At 56.7% G+C, this 19,577-nt stretch carries 13 protein-coding genes and 1 pseudogene; 13 read left to right on the forward strand and 1 reads right to left on the reverse strand.

What is annotated here, in order from left to right; all coding sequences use genetic code 11:
• The 11 genes and pseudogenes from PH558_RS25680 to PH558_RS25730 all read left to right on the forward strand — a co-directional run.
• Positions 1-224 (forward strand): annotated as a pseudogene (locus PH558_RS25680) (isocitrate/isopropylmalate dehydrogenase family protein); the annotation flags it as partial.
• Positions 221-550, forward strand: coding sequence for a putative quinol monooxygenase (locus tag PH558_RS25685; protein WP_179613284.1), 330 nt, complete (start codon positions 221-223; stop codon positions 548-550). The pseudogene PH558_RS25680 and the gene PH558_RS25685, both read left to right, overlap by 4 nt.
• Positions 547-1,257 carry a haloacid dehalogenase type II gene (locus PH558_RS25690; protein WP_179613285.1) on the forward strand — a complete coding sequence of 237 codons (711 nt, stop codon included), beginning with the start codon at positions 547-549 and terminating at the stop codon, positions 1,255-1,257. Before PH558_RS25685 ends, PH558_RS25690 begins: the two co-directional genes overlap by 4 nt.
• A gap of 14 nt (positions 1,258-1,271) precedes the next feature.
• The gene (locus PH558_RS25695) at positions 1,272-2,750 is read left to right on the forward strand and encodes an aldehyde dehydrogenase (RefSeq protein ID WP_179613286.1); all 1,479 of its coding nucleotides are present in this window, start codon (positions 1,272-1,274) and stop codon (positions 2,748-2,750) included.
• 3 nt (positions 2,751-2,753) lie between these two features.
• Entirely contained in the window at positions 2,754-4,028 is a 1,275-nt protein-coding gene (gene otnK / locus PH558_RS25700) for a 3-oxo-tetronate kinase (RefSeq protein ID WP_285166280.1), read from the forward strand.
• Complete coding sequence (gene otnC, locus PH558_RS25705) at positions 4,025-4,672, forward strand: 3-oxo-tetronate 4-phosphate decarboxylase (protein WP_004129830.1); 648 nt, start codon at positions 4,025-4,027, stop codon at positions 4,670-4,672. Before otnK ends, otnC begins: the two co-directional genes overlap by 4 nt.
• A gap of 98 nt (positions 4,673-4,770) precedes the next feature.
• Complete coding sequence (locus PH558_RS25710; protein ID WP_179613288.1) at positions 4,771-5,604, forward strand: NAD-dependent epimerase/dehydratase family protein; 834 nt, start codon at positions 4,771-4,773, stop codon at positions 5,602-5,604.
• Between the two features lie 164 nt (positions 5,605-5,768).
• Complete coding sequence (locus PH558_RS25715; RefSeq protein ID WP_004129836.1) at positions 5,769-7,046, forward strand: DUF3422 domain-containing protein; 1,278 nt, start codon at positions 5,769-5,771, stop codon at positions 7,044-7,046.
• A gap of 414 nt (positions 7,047-7,460) precedes the next feature.
• Entirely contained in the window at positions 7,461-9,329 is a 1,869-nt protein-coding gene (locus tag PH558_RS25720; protein ID WP_285207370.1) for a methyl-accepting chemotaxis protein, read from the forward strand.
• Between the two features lie 776 nt (positions 9,330-10,105).
• Positions 10,106-11,977 (forward strand): TRAP transporter large permease, encoded by a 1,872-nt coding sequence (locus PH558_RS25725; RefSeq protein ID WP_179613323.1) that lies wholly within the window; start codon positions 10,106-10,108, stop codon positions 11,975-11,977.
• A gap of 49 nt (positions 11,978-12,026) precedes the next feature.
• Positions 12,027-13,049 (forward strand): TRAP transporter substrate-binding protein, encoded by a 1,023-nt coding sequence (locus tag PH558_RS25730; RefSeq protein WP_179613289.1) that lies wholly within the window; start codon positions 12,027-12,029, stop codon positions 13,047-13,049.
• A gap of 294 nt (positions 13,050-13,343) precedes the next feature.
• Here the strand turns inward: PH558_RS25730 and PH558_RS25735 are convergent, their stop codons facing one another.
• Positions 13,344-14,225: an SIR2 family NAD-dependent protein deacylase gene (locus tag PH558_RS25735; protein ID WP_179613290.1), complete on the reverse strand. Its 882-nt coding sequence runs from the start codon at positions 14,223-14,225 to the stop codon at positions 13,344-13,346.
• A 107-nt stretch (positions 14,226-14,332) separates the two neighbouring features.
• On the opposite strand from PH558_RS25735, the gene PH558_RS25740 reads away from it, so the two are divergent.
• Together PH558_RS25740 and PH558_RS25745 are read left to right on the forward strand one after the other, a co-directional pair.
• Positions 14,333-17,827: an AAA domain-containing protein gene (locus tag PH558_RS25740; protein ID WP_179613291.1), complete on the forward strand. Its 3,495-nt coding sequence runs from the start codon at positions 14,333-14,335 to the stop codon at positions 17,825-17,827.
• Positions 17,824-19,560 carry a phospholipase D-like domain-containing protein gene (locus PH558_RS25745; protein ID WP_179613292.1) on the forward strand — a complete coding sequence of 579 codons (1,737 nt, stop codon included), beginning with the start codon at positions 17,824-17,826 and terminating at the stop codon, positions 19,558-19,560. Before PH558_RS25740 ends, PH558_RS25745 begins: the two co-directional genes overlap by 4 nt.
• The last annotated feature ends 17 nt before the right edge of the window (positions 19,561-19,577 follow it).

Here is a 19,577-nt window from a genome sequence, read left to right on the forward strand (position 1 = left end):
CGGGCGCAATGTTCCTGTCGGGAGCGATGATGCTCGACTGGCTGGCGGTGAAGCACGGGGATCAGCGGCTTGCTGACGCCGCCGGGCTGATCGAGGCCGCGGTCGAGCACACCTTGTCGACCAAGATCGCGGTTCCAATGGAGTATGGCGGAAGCGCCAATTGCGCGGAGATGACGCGCAGCGTGATCGGCGCTCTGGGTGCCGTCCGCAAGGAGGTCGCATGAGTTCGGCATCCACAGGCTTTGTCGTGGTCGTAGAGTTCGTCGTTCGAAACCAGTTCGCCGATAATTTCGATGCGGCGATAATCGAGAATGCGGCGACGTCGCTGCGCGACGAACCGAACTGCGAAGTGTTCGATGTCTGCCGCGATCCTGAGCGGCCCGAGCGAATCTACCTCTATGAAGTCTATGGCTCAAGAGCCGATTTCGACTTCCACCTGAAGACGCCGCACTTCACGAGCTTTGATGCGATGGTTCGAGATTGGGTGGCCGAAAAGCGAGTGGAAACGTTCGAGCGCATTTCGTCCGACAAGAAGGAGGGCGCGAGATGACCAGCAGCGTCAAGGCGATTGTCTTCGACACGTTCGGCACTGTCGTCGACTGGCGGGGTTCGATCATCCGCGATCTCACCGCCTGGGGCGCGGCGGAGGGCCTGCAGATCGACTGGACCGGTCTCGTCGACCGCTGGCGAGACCATTACGATCCCCAGAAAGCGCGGGTGCGCAGCGGCGAGTTGCCGTGGACGAACCTGGACGAACTTCACTTCGATGCCTTGAAGGCAGTGTTCGCAGAGATGGGGCTGGCCGAACTAGACCACGACCGGATGATGCACGTCAACAAGGTCTGGCATCGCCTGGACGGCTGGCCCGACACATCGCGCGGGCTACACCGGCTGAAGTCGAAGTTTATCATCGGCCCTCTGTCCAACGCCAATGTCGCGATTCTCGTCAATATGGCAAAGCATGCCGACTTGCCGTGGGACAACGTGTTCTCCTGCGAGCTTTTCCAGCACTACAAGCCCGATCCTGAGACCTACCTCGGGGTCTGCAAACTCCTTTATCTGGAGCCCGGGGCCGTCATGATGTGCGCTGCCCACAACTACGATCTTGCCGCCGCGCGCAGCCTTGGCCTTAAAACCGCATTCATCGCACGACCCACCGAATACGGCGAGGGCCAGACGACCGACCTCACAGCCGAGCAGCGCTGGGATTACGTCGCCGACGATCTCGAAGACCTCGCCCGACAACTCGGATGCTAGAAGAGAGAAAGACAATGCAGACATACAAGATGTTCATCGACGGCAAGTGGGAAGACGCTGCCAACGGAGATACGTTCGAGACGAAGAACCCTTTCAACGGGCAGACCTGGGCCGCTATTCCGAAGGGCGGCAGGGAAGATGCGGAACGAGCAGTCGAGGCTGCGCACCGCGCCTTCACGAGCGGTCCGTGGCCGAAGCTCACCGCGAGCGCCCGCGGACACCTTCTTCGGCGTCTTGGCGACCTGATCGCCGAGAATGCGGAGCATCTCGCGACGATCGAGGTTACGGACAACGGCAAGCTCATCAACGAGATGCTGTTTCAGCTCAAATACATCCCGCAGTGGTACTACTACTTCGGCGGGCTGGCGGACAAGATCGAAGGAGCGGTCATCCCGATCGATAAGGCGGACACCTTCAACTTCACTCGTAATGAGCCGCTCGGCGTCTGCGTCGGGATTGCGCCGTGGAACTCCCCTCTCCTGCTGCTCGCCTACAAGCTGGCACCGGCACTCGCCGCAGGGAACACATTCGTGGCAAAGCCCTCGGAGTTCACGTCTGCTTCGACCCTTGAGTTCGCAAAGCTCGTCGAGCAGGCTGGCTTTCCCGCGGGCGTCTTCAACGTCGTCACAGGGTTCGGCGCAGATGTCGGCGAGACGCTGACGACCCACAAGTACGTCGCCAAGATCGCTTTCACGGGAAGTGAAGGCACCGGGCGCAAGATCGGCGAGCTTGCAGCGCGCAACTTCAAGAAGGTTACGCTTGAACTCGGCGGCAAGAGCCCGCACATCGTCTTCGACGATGCGGAGATCGACAATGCCGTCAACGGGGTGATCTCCGGCATCTTCGCTGCCACCGGACAGACATGTATTGCGGGCTCACGATTGCTCGTGCAGCGAAAGATCCACGACCAGTTTCTCGAGAAGATCGTCACCCTCGCAAAAACGGCGAGAATGGGCGATCCGCTCTTGACGTCGACGCAGGTTGGCCCCGTGACGACGCCGCCGCAACTCGAGAAGATCCTCGGCTATATCAACATCGCAAAAGGCGAAGGCGCCGAATGCGTTCTCGGTGGGGGGCGGCCGGACAATGCCGAGCTCTCCAGGGGCTGGTTCGTCGAACCTACGATTTTCTCCGGGGTCCGAAACGACATGCGCATCGCGCAGGAGGAGGTCTTCGGCCCGGTTCTGGCGGTCATCCCCTTCGACAGCGATGAGGAAGCCGTGCATATTGCCAATGACACCAATTACGGGCTGGCCGCGGGCTTCTGGACCCAGGACATGCGTCGTATCCTGAAGGTTTCGGCCGCTATCCAGGCTGGCACCATCTGGGTCAACACTTACCGCGTCATCAGCTATATGTCGCCGCTGGGAGGCTACAAGCACTCCGGCATCGGTCGCGAGAATGGCATCGCCTCGATCCAGAACTACATGCAGACGAAGAGTGTGATGATCTCGACCGCTGAAGACGTCGCCAACCCCTTCATCATGAGGTGATTCATGGTGGCCGCCGGAAAGTTGCTGGTCGGCTGCGTCGCCGACGATTTCACGGGAGCGACCGACGTCGCGAACATCTTCGCGCGCGCCGGCCTCAAAACGACGGTGCTGATCGGCGTTCCTGAAGACGACAGGGACATTGACGCCGACGTAATCGTTGTCGCCCTCAAGACTCGAACGACACCTCCGCAAATGGCGGTCGAGGAGTCCTTGGCCGCGCTGCGATGGCTGCGTGGCTGTGGCGCGCAGAAGTACTACTTCAAGTACTGCTCGACGTTCGATTCCACGGCGAAGGGCAACATCGGCCCGGTCGCCGACGCGATGCTTGCGGAGCTTGGCCAATCCATAACGATCGCCTGCCCCGCCTTCCCTGCCAACGGCCGGACGGTTTACAAGGGCAACCTGTTCGTCGGCGACGTGCCGCTGGACGAGTCCGGCATGCGCAATCATCCGTTGACGCCGATGACAGACGCGAACCTGCTGCGGGTGCTCGGGCCGCAGTCGCGGGCCGAAATCACCGGATGCTATTACGAGACGGTGAAGCAAGGGGCGTCCGCCATCGCCGAATGGGCCGCCCCCATTCACGGCGACGGCACGCGTATTGTCGTCATCGACGCCCTGGCTGACGAGGACCTTGTCGAGATTGCCCAGGCATTCAAGGATCTCGTGCTGTTCACCGGTGCGTCGGGCCTGGCATATGGGCTGGCTCGTGTTCTTCTTGCCGGCGGGAACAGCCGCGACGCTGCCGTTACGACTGACTTGGAAGAAGGCTACAGAGCCGTCGTCTCCGGTAGCTGCTCGGTCGCAACCAACGGACAGGTAGAGGCGATGCTCGCAGACCACGAGGGTTTCCGCGTCGACCTCTCAAAGCTGGCGGACGGCGGCGATGTCGTCGGCGAGGCCGTCGAGTGGGCCTCGTCCCGTCTGGGCCGCAAGCCTGTTCTCATCTATGCGACGGCTCTGCCCGACGAGGTGAAGGAAAACCAACGCAAGTTGGGCGCCGCGCAGTCCGGCGAGATGGTCGAGGCCGCCCTCTCCTCAATCGCGCGAAGGCTCGTCGAGAAGGGTGTGAGCGATCTCATCGTCGCCGGCGGCGAGACGTCGGGAGCGGTGGTGAAGTCGCTCGGCGTCGACCAGCTCTCGATTGGCAACGAAATCGCCCCCGGAGTGCCGTGGGTACACGCAAAGAGCCAGGGGCGATCTCTGTCGCTCGCGTTGAAGTCCGGCAACTTCGGCGATCGGGACTTCTTCATGAACGCTTGGGACCGGCTACGATGATAGGCTCCATATCTGAAGAGACGAAGGTCCGCGACGAGATAGTCGAGGTCGGTCGCTCGCTCTTCGACCGCGGGCTGACCGCAGGATCGACCGGCAACATCAGCGTGCGTCTGTCGGACGGTCGAATTTTGATGACGCCCACCAACGCTTCGCTGGGCGTGCTCGATCCAGCACGGCTGTCCTGCTTTTCGGCGGAAGGCGTGCATGTCGGAGGTGACAAGCCCACCAAGGAGGCGTTCCTCCACAAGTGCATGTATTGCGGTAAGGACAATCGCCGAGCCGTCGTCCACCTGCATTCAACCTATTCGGTTGCCGTCAGCTTGTTGAAGCAGGTCAACGAGCGCGACGTTCTGCCGCCCCTGACCGCCTACTATGTCATGCGTATCGGTTTCCTGCCGCTCGTGCCGTATTTTCCTCCCGGAGACGAAGCGCTGGCGGCGGCGGTGGGAGCCGCCGCCGCGAACCATCATGCGGTGTTGATGGCAAACCATGGACCTGTCGTCGCGGGCAAGTCCCTAAAGGACGCCCAGTACGCGACAGAGGAGTTGGAGGAAACGGCGAAGCTCTTCTTGCTCTTGCAGAACCACGAGGTCCGGCCGCTCACCGCCGAGGAAAGGGCCACCTTGATCAATCTCTCGAGGTGACAAGAGCGCGTTACGAACCAGGAGGAACCCAGCGGGTCTGGGTGCCGTAACCTGCACTCTCGTTCGTGCCATTGTGCGGCCCGTAAAGGGGAAATGCCATGAAACTTCTGGTCACTGGAAGCAGCGGACGAATCGGGCGCGCGGCGATTGAACGCCTTCTCGAAGAGGGGCACGAGGTCATCGGAATCGACGAGGTGCCGTCATCCGACATGAGGTGCCCGTTCGCCCGCGTCGATATGCGGGACTATGGCCAGGTACTTGATGCGGTCGCCGATATCGAATCCGGGATTGATGGCATCGTCCATCTTGCTGCGATAGTAGGCGCGAAAGTCGCTGCGAGCACGCACATATTTCACACCAATACCGCCATCAGCTACAATGTTTTCCAATCTGCAAGGATCGCGGGCATAAAGAACATTGTTTCTGCGAGCAGTGAGACCTTGCTGGGCGTCCCGTTTGACGATCCACCTGCCTATTTTCCGGTCGATGACAAGCTGACCTCGAAGCCTGAGAGTAGCTACGCGCTTTCCAAACTTGTAGACGAATCCGTCGCAGCCGAATTCTGCCGCTGGGATCCCGCGCTCAAAATGATCGGCCCGCGGTTTTCTTGGGTAAAAGAGCCCCACCAATATGATGCAAGGAAAGCTTGCGAAGATAATCCCGGCGTTCAGAAATGGAACCTGTGGTCCTATGTTGACAGACGGGACTGTGCCCAGGCCATTTCGCTTGCGCTCAACGCAAGCCTCAATGGTTTCCATCACTTCGTGATAGCAGCAGATGATACCGTGTTGGCGCGGCCCACACGTGTCCTTAGGGCTGCTTATTATCCCAATGTACCGCTACAAGGACAACGTGCTGAACATGGCAGTCTTGTCTCAAGCCTAGTGGCCCCGAGACGTTCTATGATATCGCCCGAAGTACAGCTGGCGTGACATACCAGCGGGGGTCTCCTAGCTTCTTAGGCTGCTGTGACCTTTCAAAAGAAGGTCGAACGCGGATCAGCAGATTTATCATATCCGGGCGGGCTTCCAAGTTGCTTGCATTCGCTTCATAAGGTTCGCCGGTGTTTGCACTTCTGAAAATGGGGAACACAGACGTGATTTCGAAGGGTGCGGAAGAAGCAGCGTCGGCAACGACGTCTCCTTGTGTACAGATCTCTCGTCCAACTGCTTTCAAACAGCAGACGGCAGACTTCAACTCCGAGCTTCACGCTCGACCGTCGATCTATTTCACCGGTCCGGCAATTGTTGAGCACGTTGCTTTCATGCCCATAGACGGTGTTATCAAGGAGTTCCACGACAGTCTCGAAGCTGATGGCACGATTTCGGTTAGAGTCGAAAGGCACACTGAATTCGTGACGGTTACGCGCGTCCGGAAACTTGACAGCGAGCCAGGGGGCTGGCCGGAATCTGACCTCCTTGAAAGTGATTTTGCCGAGCTCGCAGGATTGAACTCACCGCTGCTCGTTTGTCACGTCAGCATCCTTGTCCTCGGGAACCCTCCTGACAAGCTGGGACCGGTGCTGGAAACCTTCGGCTTCGGTGATACCGCCGCCTCATTGATCGGTGGGGGCGCGGCGCAGGTTTGCTCCGATTTTCGTGTTCGAGGGGACAATTCAAGTAGAATTATCCTGTTCAACAAGGACCTGAACGCACACCGCCTGGGGCGCATGGTACGCCGCATCTTCGAGATCGAAACCTACAGATCCATGGCGCTTCTCGGATTGCCGGAAGCGCGTCGTCTCGCCCCGCTTCTCGGCGGATATGACACGGAGTTGGTTCAACTGACCAATCGCAATCTTCGTACGCCCGCACATCAGCACAAGCAATTGCTCGAGGAGATTACCGCTCTCTCATCCCATGTCATTTCGGCCACCGCCGAGACCAGAAACAGGTTCGGCGCAACCGCAGCCTACGCCAAGATCGTTGAGGAGAGGATCGCGCTTTTACGGGAAACGCACGTCGTCGGCTTTCAACGCTTCGGTACCTTCGTGGAGCGGCGGTTCAAGCCAGCGGTGCGTACCTGTGAAGCGACCGCCTTGAGGCTTGAGCAACTATCGAGGGCCGCGATGCACTTGCTCGACTTGTTGCAAACCCGAATTCAGGTCGAGATCGAATTCCAGAACGCGACACAGATCCAGGCCATGGCTGATCGCGCCGCGACGCAGGTCAAGATCCAGCGCGCGGTCGAAGGCTTTTCGATCATTGCAATAAGCTACTATTTGTTGAGCTTGCTGAAGTTCGTGTATGAAACGGCAGACCACGCTGGGTTCCATTTCGATCCAATGATCATGCTCGTCGCTGTTCCGGTCGTTGTGGGTTCTGTTGTGATCACTATTCTGCGCGTCAAGCATGCGCTGAAAGCAGAGAGCTAGCGGCGCGCAACCTCGCCTCAACAAGCTCGATCAATCAAGCAGCTCTTGAGTATCTCCACGAGGCGGTTCAGCGGAGGCGGTCATCTCTTCTTCAGGTAATGGCTCGCTCGGGGACTGCGTTTTGAATCTAAGATTTGGCAGGCATTCTCGCCACCACGACGTCGGCGACAACCAATAATGCCAGAGACGACGCACTTTTAGCTTTGCCGAAAATTCCGATGGGAGCTTTGATCCGGTTGATCGGCCTACGCAATAGCCGTCGTCGGCCAGAGCCTTGATCCGCTCGCCAGCCGGCTGAGGGTTCTTTCGATCGTATCCTGCATTGGCCTTTGCGCCCTTCAATTTCGGTTAAGGTATTACGTATAAGGTTATACCTCATACGGAGTTGAAAAGGTTTGCTCGGGCGGAGGGGAAATGATGTGGAGGATTCGGAAATTTGGCGTGGCGATACGTTTGTCTATCGCATTCGGGTTGCTGTTGTGCGCAATGGGAGTTCTGTCTCTTTCGTCAATCAGCCAGGTCGACGAGATCAACGGGAAGCTCAGCCTCATAAATGGCAGTAATAGCCAAAAATTTCGGAATGGCATCGATATGCTGGGCTCGGTCCGCGATCGAGCGGTAGCATTGCGCGACATCGTTTTGACTGACTCGAATACGGATCAAGCCACGACAATCGTGATGATGAGAAAGCTACAGGCATCCTACGCTTCCAACTTCGCGGAGTTGCAAAAGGCCGTTAATTCCGACGTCGCCAGCACCCCCGCAGAGCGTCGCCTCGCTGAGGGTCTGACGGCTTTTCAGAATGACGCCGAGCCTTTGATTGCCGACGTCACCAAGTTGACGCTCGACGGAAAAAGAGACGAGGCAAAGCCGCTGCTCTTAAATGAACTGAGACCCAAGTTGACGGCATGGATTGGTGCTCTGAACAAGTTGATCGATTACGAGCAAGCTCTAAACCAAGGCGTTGGTGGCAAAGTTAAAGCAGCTTCTGATGAATTTAAATTTCTGACGCTAGCTGCGCTCGGCATAGCTGCCTTGTTCGGAGTAACCGCGGCATCGCTCACTATCCGCTCCATCATCGTGCCTCTGGCGAAACTACAGCAGTCAGTCCTGCAAATGATCGCCGGCGACATGGAAATTGACCAAATACTCGAGCGACGGAAGGATGAAATCGGTCAGCTCGCGCGGCAGATATCCGGCCTTAAGAATCATCTTTCAGAAAAAGCGGAGCGCGATGCGGTCGCCGAGCATCATCGACAGGATGCCGAGCGGCGGCGTTTGGAGAACGAAGGAGAGGAGCGCCAGCGGGCTGCCGAACAGACCAGTTCCGCCGTCGAACAAGTTGCCGATGCACTGAGGCAGTTATCGAAAGGCAACCTTCACATTCAGCTTGATCGGCCTTTCACGGGAGCTCTTGAGCCGCTCAGATTGGACTTCAATTCAGCGATTAGCCAGCTTCGCGATGCAATGTCCGAAGTAAACGACAATGCGCAGGCGATTGCTGCGGGGGCTGAAGAAATCCGTACTTCCTCGAACGAACTCGCGGTGAGAACGGAGCAGCAAGCTATAGTCGTCGAGCAAACGGCTTCTGTCCTCGCAGACATGACAAGGCAGGTGGTGGACGCAAGCCATAAAGCTCACGCAGCAGGGATCCTCGTCGGCGAGACCAAGGAACATGCCGAGAGGTCAGGCACCATAATGCGCGAGACTATTGAGGCCATGACAAACATTCGGTCTTCTTCGGTCGAAATAGGCAATATTATCGGTGTCATCGATGAAATCGCATCTCAGACAAACCTTTTGGCTTTGAACGCGGGCATTGAGGCGGCTCGGGCCGGGGAGACTGGCCGAGGGTTCGCGGTAGTAGCGCAGGAGGTCAGAGACCTGGCGCAAAGGTCTGCGGCGGCGGCGAAAGAAATCAAGTCTCTGATCAAAATATCCAACCTGCATATCAATGATGGGGTCCAGCGTGTGCAACAGGCCGGCAACGCTTTGGGCCAAATCGTTGTTCAGGTGCAGAGCGTCAATCAGAACGTCGACGCCATTGCTCAGGTTTCTCGCGTTCAAGCCGACGGGCTCAAGGAAATCAATTTCTCAGTCGGTAAGATCGAATCAGCGACACAGCAGAACACAGCTATGGTGGAAGAGTCGACTGCTGCCGTGAACAATCTCGCGAAGGAGACCGCATCGCTTTTCGAGATGCTATCCAGGTTCCAAATTGCCGATGGGCCGGCAAAGACGAACCGCGCAGAGGAGCCAACGCTTTATCTAGTCGTGGCATAGCAGAGCCGATGCAAAGCAGGACTTTCATTTTATGCCCGGTGTGATCTCCCTCCCCCAGAGGGACTAGCATCTGCCGAGGACCGGAACCCGACGACGCAGCAATCTACGGAGGGGAGATTGGCGGCGCTGGAAACTCAGAGGGCCGCTGACCTGCGGTAAGCGGCCGGAATTTTTGAGACGCCTTTTTATTAACCGGAAGGTCAATAAGGCGGCCCGGCGTTTTAAGCCGGCAAGGCACGTTCTCCACTTAAGACGCGCCAGGTTCGCCGCTCTCGAAGGACTAGGGACGGAATAGGGACATCGAGCCGGCACAAGCGTTCGGTTGCCGTTTTCGGGAGTCGAGTTGCGACGGCGCGATGATAGGATGCGGCTTGCCCTGGTCGCCAAACAGGACTCGTCGGCTCTAAGATCTCCTAACATTTGTGCACACAAGGCAGTGGAACCTCGATGTGGTCGAGGGCAATTCTCTGCGATCAATCCAGTGACCGATCGATGCTTCGACGGAGGCCGTACTCGTTGCCCTTCAAGACTCCACCAAACGGCAGAAAAAGTGCTTGCCATATTGGGTATGACATCATACCTTATACCTACGCGCAGAGGAGCACAGTGCGCGGAATTCGTGGGAACGCACTTTAGAGACCACTCCGGAAACCGATCGGGCTTTTCCGAGAGGAGCAGTGCGCCCGCGCGAGCGTGGGAGGACAGGTTTTGAGAAATACCCGACTGCGTTGCATCCGCACGCAAACGATCAGGCCTTACCTAATGGGGAGGCCACTATGACGGTTCACGGAGCCATCGAAGATGTCGCAAGGACCTCAAGCCTGGCAGCAATGGCACGCAAGATCGAACATGCCTTGGTAAGGTGCCTGGAGATACCGGTAGCACTTCTGGTGCTTTGCGAAATTCTTCTACTGTTTTCAGCCGTTGTCGCCCGGTACGTATTCCACGTCCCGCTGGTTTGGTCGGACGAACTGGCGTCAATCTTGTTCCTCTGGCTTGCTATGCTTGGTTCCGCCGTCGCTTTTCAGCGGCAGGAACACATGCGCATGACGGCGGTGGTCACCGCATTGAAGGGCGATACACGCCGCTTCGTCGAACTGGTTTCGGTCGCCGCAGCACTTGCCTTTCTCGTACTAATCCTGCCCGCATCTCTGGAATATGCCACCGAAGAGTCCTACGTCTGGACGCCCGCGATGAATATTCAGAACTCATGGCGCGCCTCGGCTTTGCCGACGAGCTTCGCTTTGATGCTTGTTTTCGCGGTGTTGCGGCTTCTGCAGAGCTCGAATCTCCGTCTCGCGCTCGGTGCGATTGCTGCCGTGGCAGCGGTCTTCTGCTTGTTCTGGGCGCTGAAGCCGGTCTTCGCCGGTCTTGGAAACCTCAATCTTCTCGTCTTCTTCGTCGGCGGCGTTGCGGCCTGTGTTTTCGGCGGCGTGCCGATCGCCTTTTCATTCGCGATCGCTACATTCGGCTACCTTATATTGACCACCAGAACGCCGCCTCTGATCATTGTCGGCAGGATCGATGAAGGTGTCAGCCATCTGATCCTTCTTGCGATCCCTCTGTTTGTGTTTCTCGGCCAACTTATCCAGATGACGGGTATGGCACGGGCGATGGTTGCGTTCCTCGCCAGCCTTCTTGGCCATGTGCGCGGCGGGCTTCACTACGTGCTGGTGGCTGCGATGTATCTTGTATCTGGGATTTCAGGATCGAAGGCCGCCGACATGGCCGCCGTCGCGCCCGTGTTGTTTCCGGAGATGAAGGCGCGCGGCGCAGACGAAGGCGATCTTGTCGCACTTCTGTCGGCGACGGGCGCCCAGACTGAGACAATCCCGCCTAGCATCGTCTTGATTACAGTGGGATCCGCTACCGGGGTGTCGATCGCCGCGCTGTTCACCGGCGGTCTTCTCCCCGGCCTTATTCTGGCGGTAACCCTTTGCTTCTTGGTCCGCTGGCGCTGCCGCAACGATGATCCGAGCCACGTCAAGAGGGCAAGTCGACGGCAGATCGGCAAGCTGCTTCTCGCTGCACTGCCTGCCCTTGCGCTTCCGTTCGTCATCCGCTCAGCTGTCATCGAAGGTGTCGCCACGGCGACGGAAGTTTCGACAATCGGCATTGCTTACTCGGTAATCGCGGGCCTTCTGTTCTACCGTCAGTTCGATTGGCGCCGACTCAAGCCGATGCTTGTCGAGACGGCGAGCCTATCCGGTTCGATCCTTCTGATTATCGGCGCGGCCACGGCGATGGCTTGGGGCCTGACGCAATCAGGCTTCTCGACAGCGCTGGCTCAAAACCTTTCAACGCTCCCGGGCGGTGCGGTGACCTTCATGATCGTCTCGATCGTCATTTTCATCATCCTCGGCAGTGTGCTCGAGGGGATACCCGCAATCGTACTGTTCGCACCGTTGCTGTTCCCGGTTGCTCAGCAGTTGGGCATCCATCAGGTGCATTACGCCATGGTTGTCGTGTTGGCGATGGGTATCGGCCTCTTCGCTCCACCCTTCGGTGTTGGCTACTACGCTGCCTGTGCAATCAGCCGAGTCAGCCCCGACGCCGGCATGAAACCGATCGTCGGCTACATCGTCGCCATGGCCATTGGTCTTGCTGTGGTTGCTGCGGTTCCGTGGCTCTCGATCGGCTTCCTGTAGCCCGACCTCGACCAACCAAAATTACAGAGCTTATTTGGAGGAGAACGAAATGGTAAATCTGACAAGACGCGCATTCACAGTGACGACGACGCTTGGTCTCAGCGCCACGGCGCTCGGGTTTTCGATGAAGCGAGCGGCCGCAGCCGAGTATTCCCTGAAGTTCGCGTTCAATCTGGCCGAGACCCATCCGATCACCACGCGCGCAAGGGAGGCGGCAGCACGCATCCAACACGAGACAAACGGGCGGGTGGAACTGCAGGTCTACCCAAACAACCAGCTTGGTAGCGACACTGATATGCTGTCGCAGGTGAGAGCAGGCGGCATCGATCTGTTCCTGAACTCTGGTATCAATGTACTGTCCACGATGGTCCCGGCGGCCTCGATCTACGGTCTCGGCTTCATTTTCCCGGACTATGATACGGTTTGGAAGACGATGGATGGTGAACTCGGTGCCGCTCTGCATAAGCTCATCGAAAAGGTGAATCTCCTCCCGATGGAAAAGATGTGGGACAACGGGTTCCGGCACATCACCACCAGCACGCACCCAGTCAACTCGCCCGCAGATCTCGCCGGTATGAAAATCCGCGTTCCAGTCGGAGCGCTGTGGACCTCCATGTTCCAGACGTTTGGGGCAGCTCCGGCGTCCATTAATTTCAACGAACTCTATTCTGCACTTCAGACGAAGGTCGTCGATGGACAGGAAAATTCGCTGGCCAACATCAAGACCGCAAATATTGTCGAGGTCCAAAAATACTGCGCATTAACCCGGCACATGTGGGACGCGTTTTTCTGCGTTGCCAACAAGCGCAACTGGGCAAGCCTGCCGGCGGATGTGCAGGAGGTCGTGAGCCGCAACATCAACCTAGCCGCGCTTGATGAGCGCCAAGATATGGCCAAGTTGTCGGAGTCCCTCAAAGACGTCCTGGCCAAACAGGGCCTTGTATTCAATCAGCCCGACACTGAGGCGTTCAGGCAGAAACTTCGCGACGGCGGCTTCTACACCGGCTGGCGCGAAAAATATGGCGAGGAATTGTGGGCAATTCTCGAGAAGACGGTAGGGAAACTCACGTAGGCCCCTAGAAGGTATATGTTCTCCCAGAGGCCGGCTGTCCGGCCGACTTCCGGGTCTCGTGAGAACATCACGAGACCCGGCTTTTTTCGTGACTTGGCAATCGCGTGCAGCGGGTGGCGCCGGCGGATCATACTCGGGCGCCTTGAAAGGATTCGAACCTGCGACAGGCTTGCCAACAAGCTGGCTTCCCAACTAATGCCATCAACTTCAGTTAGTTAGAATAATATCAGTAAAGGATCGTTCTGAACCCGCGGTCAGGCTCAAACCGTTCAGCCCCGTCTGAAGTACGCGGGCCTACTGGATTCGACCTTCCCTTTGAAGGTGATCTTTCATCAAATATTTGGCATGCGGAGGAAGGAAATCTACCCGTTCGTCAAGGTCAGCAAGGAAGTCTTCAAACGTGCGGTTGATCTGTTCGATTTTCAAACGATTAGTATACATGCGCCTAACCAAGGGATCAGCTCGCGGAAAGATCGTGTACCAAGGTGTGCCGGCGTTCTGCCGACGAAGCTCATATAGTTCCGAACCAATATCCATATCACCGAAGGAATATCCAATAACGACCACGCACGTCTGGCCGAAGCCGGTGATGGTCTTCTTGAGCATGTTTCGGTATTTTGAGATCATGTCAAAATAGTCGAACTGGGTGATGACGAGGCCACCGTGCCCGACCAACTGGTTGGAATGCGACAAGCTTCCGTGAGGCTTGTAAAGTGGCACGCGCCCAGATGTAGGCATTCGATCATCACAGATCACGTCATAGAGGGCGTCGTGTTGCTTGTAGCCGAGCTCAACTAGCTCATCGTAGTTGGTAGTGAATATCGACCTTGGCGATAAATGCGGAAGAGCAATATGGCTCCAAAGCGGCTTTTCGCATTTGAACGCCGAGCTGAGGTGCTTGGCAAGTTCATCCCTGCCAATTTTAGCCTCAATGATTGAGGCCGCGTGTTCAAGGGACATCAACTTCAACTCTGCAGGATCGAACGGCTTTGATTTGTCATGCTTGAAATGCTCCCATAACCTATTTCTAAGCTCGTATGCATTTGGCAACCATTCGCCACTTGAATTCTTCGCGCCGACAGACGCGCCCGCGCCGAGAAAGACTACGATTCGATCTTTGAATAGATCCCAATTGGATACGAACTCTTCAAAGTTGTCATCGGGTGCGCCCAGCATTTGTCCCTCCCAATCCCGCCAGAAATTTTCTCGACATAGTTGTTTGTCGAGCCAACAAACCCTTATAGTGCGAACGACGTGTGCGCAATCGGTCTTGGGGGATGCTTGTGGCAGAACAATATATCGGAGGCCGCTACAGACTTGACCGAAAAGTGTTAGCGGGGGATGCTCGCAGAGGAGTTCCGGACGTTTGGCAGGCAAGCGATGCGGGAGACATCTACTACGTAAAGATGTGGAGGCGGCGCTCCTCCGATGCCGATGATGTTCAGGCCCTCTGGAACCGCGAAGTCCGGGGCCTCATGCGTCTGCAAGGCTTTCCGGGAGCCAGCGAACTATTCGCGCGCTTGCACCATCTCGATGCTGACGACAAACAGTACTTCGCCGTTTTGGAAGGAGGCAAGCGCCAGCTCTTGTCGGCCATGCTGGCAGATCGAAGCCGCTTCAACTGGCTCCAAAACCTCTCGGAAATCACGCGGCGTCGACCGCTGTGGGAAGGCCTGCTCCGCATAGCGGAAGCGTTGACGATTCTGCACAAGGAAGGAACACTTCACCGATCGCTGTCATCGAAAGCGGTATTTGCCGGAACCGATGGCCAAGGCGATTTTAGGCTCAGCGGCTTTGAATGGTCCCTACGGATTGCGGGCCGCGACGGCGCCGCGACGCGGCCAGGCTTTAAGGAGACGTTATCGGCACCGGAGCTTGACAAGGATGCAACCGAATACTCGACCGCCACGGACTGGTTCGATTTCGGAATCATGGCCGCGGAACTTTTCGGAATAGAACTAAAAAACTTCAAAAAGCGCTTCCCGCTTAGAAGCGCTATCGATCGTCTCACCCATCTAAACCAAAGCGAGAAATCGGCAATCCTCCAACTCATTGAGGAAAATCCCGAGCAGCGATTGTGCGATGATCAGGCAGTTTTGCAAACGCTGCGAAACATTCTCAGGGACTTAACTATCAGCGCGGCTAATGCAGGTCGCAGTATCGTTCTCGCGGTGCGCCTTGGCTCCGACACCGACTTGTCGAAGCAGGTGGAGATTGCCTCTCTCGGTTTGGCCCGCGCCGATGACCCTCTCAAGCAGCAAGCCTGGATCGAAGAGGATCTCCGGGGGGACTTCAGGCTCGTTGCTCGGATGGTCCCATTCTCTCATTTTGTGCTGAAAGGTGCCTGCCTCGAATATCGGGTCCGGCAATGGGATGTGAACGGCGGATCGACCTGGAATATCGGCTACTGTGATTCGGTAGAGCAGATTCCGCGGGTGACGATCGATGAGCAGTATTTCAGCATCGGTCAACGCAAGATCGAGATTATGCGGTATCCTCAGGTGCTAAAGAGCGTAAATGCCATTCGCGACCGGGGTGCGCCGTGGGACAAGCTTTTTCCATTTCGTCAAACAAGGGTCAAGCTGGCTGCCCATCTCCGCGATGTGCATGACTTTTTTCGGGTTACGCAGCAACTAGATACTGTCATCATTGCAGCGCAAATTTGTCCCGTTGAAGTTGTCGAATTTCACCGCAGCAGTAGCGAGACCGAAGTCGAGCTCACGCCAAAGAGTGATCCCGACAGAAACGAGCTTGCGCAGGCACTAAATCTCGCGTCGCCGGCTGAGCAGCTTCGGGAGTGGTTCCGGCTGGGCGCCGAAGCTATTAGCGTCGAAGATGAAGACCTCCGTAGTGATCAATATGCTCTTCTAAACCGCAGAACGATCGCAAACGATGCAAGCTCGGAGACGGCCTGGAAGTTTGTCGGCGCCGAGCAGCGAGCAACGGGCCCTGTGTACCGTTTTCGATGCCAGGGAAGTCCTCCTGTCAGGAAAGGCATAGCTTATCTGGCGAAGAACTACGGGGGATCTATTGCTCAAATCCGCCGGAGACACAAAGCAATCGAAGATATGCGGTCGCATGAGATGCTGTTGCAAAACCTTGCCGACCCATTAAGAACCACGAGGCGGAACAACGACACGCTGCCTGACGAAAGAGCTTCGATTGCTCTGGACCCATCGAAGCTGAAAGCCCTGGAGGCCGTTTGGCAAACACAGCCGTTATTTGCCATCCAAGGCCCGCCGGGAACCGGAAAAACCACGCTAATCAAAGCGTTCGCCGACCGGCTTATGAACTTCGACGCGAGTGCTCAGATACTCGTTACAGCTCACTCGCATCACACCGTCGACGACGTGTTGGGGAAGGTAAACGCTACCTTCAATGACATTTCGGCTAGCAAGCGTCCAATTGTTCTCCGGCTTGGAGGAAACAGGACCGATCCCCATTCAGTTTCGAAAGTTACGAAAGCGCTCGTTGATAGCCTCGCAACAAGCGATTTGGCACTGAATTCGCCCCGTTTCCTAAGAGACCGTCTGGCTGACGTCATTGCAGCAACTGAGGACCCCGAAACAACTCACTCCGACACGCGTACCCTGCAACTATTGGTGCAAGACGCCGCGAACGTGACTTTTTCGACCTTGAATTCCGGCGAGCTCGCCGATTTAGCCGAGCGCGGACGGCGGTTTGACTGGTCGATTATCGAAGAGGCCGGGAAAGCGCACGGATTCGATATGGCCGTGGCACTCGCGGAGAGCCATCGACTACTTCTGATCGGCGACCACTTCCAGCTCCCTCCTTTCAACGCGAAGATCTTCAAACAACTCCTAGCCGATCCGCTCAGGGTCAAGAAAGCGATCCAGCTCGGAGCCCAATTTGCCCCCGGCCTGATTGATGTCACGCTGGTCGAAGAAGAAGATGGTCGCGAGTGGTTTGTCGATCGCTGTGAGCGCTGGCGATCGATGGTCGAACTCTTCGCTGCGATATTTGCCAGCTCCTCAGATGGCACCGGCCGGGCCCCAGTCGCTACATTGACGGACCAGCACCGCATGCATCCGGACATTGCTGCGATTGTCGGGCGGAGTTTTTATCCGGACCTAAATGACATCGATGGAACCATTCTGAAGTCGCCTGACGAGACCCAGGCCCGCTTCTCGGAAAGCCCACCATTTAATATCAGAGAAGGATCATGGCTGCCCGGAAATCGGGTTGTATGGTGCGACGTGCCATGGATACAACGTGAAAAGTATGCGGAGGGCGAGCAAGACGGTCTGTTTGTTTCCAAAGTCGAAGCTGAGCTTGTTGTTCGCGTATTAGAAGAATTGCAGCCGCGCGGATCCGAACCTTGCGAAGTTCAGATCCTTTCGCCCTATACCAATCAATTGGAAGTTATTCGTCGGTCTATTGAGGCGGCTCATCAAAATGGCGGTCTTCCTCATATGTTCTCAGGTTCCTTTGACCTGAGAAAGGGAAAACGTTTGGGCGCGACGGTTGACGAATTTCAGGGCAGCGAGGCTGACGTAGTCGTTGTGAGCCTCGTTCGTAACAATGCGTTGGTGCCTTGGAAGAGCCTCGGCTTCCTGAAGGAGAGGAACAGAATGAATGTTCTCCTGAGCCGGGCGAAGCAGAAACTGATTATCGTCGGGAGCTGGGATTTCTTCTCAACTCGATGCGACCAGCACACCTCGGCCGACGAGGAGCACGCGTATCTCCGTCAGATGATGAGTGTGATGGCATCCGCGGTGACTACGGGCAAGCTCGGCAAAGTGGAGGCCGCAAAGTGAAGGTGGTCTATTTGCCCCTGTTCCGCACAGCTGTCAGCTACGACGTGAGCGTCGGCCGTCGGTGGAGTGTCCTCGAACAAATGATCCTCATAGAGCTTGCTCAAAACCATCGATCTTTGAACGAGCTCGGGCAAATGTCGGCGCTTCCTAATAGAATAGTCATTGAGGCGCTTATAAGACTGTTGCGGGCGAACTGGGTAGAGTTGCGAGCCTCGGGGGACAATCTTCTGTTTGCAGCGACCAACGCCGGTAAACGTAGATCTCTCGACAAGCATCTTCCGGCACAACTCGAACGAGACACTAAATGGATGTCCTTCTGCTTCGACCGGGTCACGGGAAGTTGGCTGCGGTCCGAAGATCTGACGCTGGTATATGATCGAGATCTTCCGCATGACGCCGCACTTATGTCGCCGGTCAATACTACATACGACCCTAAGGACGGCAATCTGAGGGATCTCATTATTCTTCATCCTGACGAAAGCTTGGAGCCGGAAGAACCTCGCTTCAAAACGCCGTCCAGGCCCTACGCGAGGATCACTCTTAGTTTCGATCAGCTGGAAGGTTTGCCCCCGTACGCTCCGCTCCGCTTGGTGCAGGCTGTGCGGGAGTTCGCGACCGAAGGGCCTGAGGAATTTTCGGGGGCAGCGGCTCCAGCGGCGGACGCATCGATTGGCGAGATGCGAGACGACTTCACAAAGGGCGACTTCATCGTAGGAGGTGAAGCTCATTTTGAGACAGTTCGAGCAGCACTGCAAAATGCGTCTACGACCGTCATTATACATTCCTGTTTCGTGCATCCGTCTGTCCTCGAAAAGCTGCGGCCGGACCTTGAGAGCGCGGCTAGGCGCAATGTTAAAGTCGAGCTTCTCTGGGGCTTGAATAAAGATCCTGAGAGCAACGAGAATCCTGAGCCAATTCGGGAATGCGAAAAAGTGCTCGATAAGATTCTCGGGGTAGCAAGGACGCGGATTCGGATGTCGCCAGTTTCATCTGGATCTCACGCCAAAATGATTCTTTATGATGACCGCGAACTCGGTTGCTGGATAAGCATCGTCGGCAGCTGCAACTTCCTTTCAACATGGTTTGACGCAATTGACGTTTCCGTCCGATCACGCAGCGCCCGTTTGGCTACAAAATTGTTGGGATGGCTGACGGCGGCGCAGCAGCCTTCGATCGGGTCGTGGTCACCCACAGCTCGTCGTTTGAATCGTCTTTGGATTGCAGCGAAAGCAACGTCAGCCACGCGGCAGGAGAAAGGCGCTCACAAGCTGACAATATTATCAGACGCGGATCACTACGCTTGTATAAGGATGGCGCGAGACACTGCTAACACCGACATCATCGTCGCCTGCGACCTCTATGGACTGGCGGCAGAGACGACGGCACTCGTCCCGCTGACCCGTGCATCGGAGGATGGAAAATCGATCAAGCTGTTTTACCAGCGGGCCAGCCGTCTACTGAAAGCGGAGGGACGAGAGCCGAAGGCTGAGGATATCGCCAAGCGAGGCTTGTCACTCGCGACACTTCCTAAATTGCACGGCAAGTTTTTGGCTTGGGATAGAGACGCGATCGCGATCACCAGTTTCAATTGGTTGTCGACAGTCGTCGAAGGATCTCGGTCGAATGGCGCGGAGTTGGGTGTCCTGATTTCGGGGGAAAACATCCGGAATCTCTTCGTAGATGGATTTGCGGGATTGGAAGATGCGGCGCCATTAATAGCCGCATTGGAGTGAGAGCGGGGCGTTGCGGG

Origin of the sequence: Rhizobium pantanalense, from assembly GCF_030182525.1 — a bacterium.
Taxonomy (GTDB): domain Bacteria; phylum Pseudomonadota; class Alphaproteobacteria; order Rhizobiales; family Rhizobiaceae; genus Rhizobium.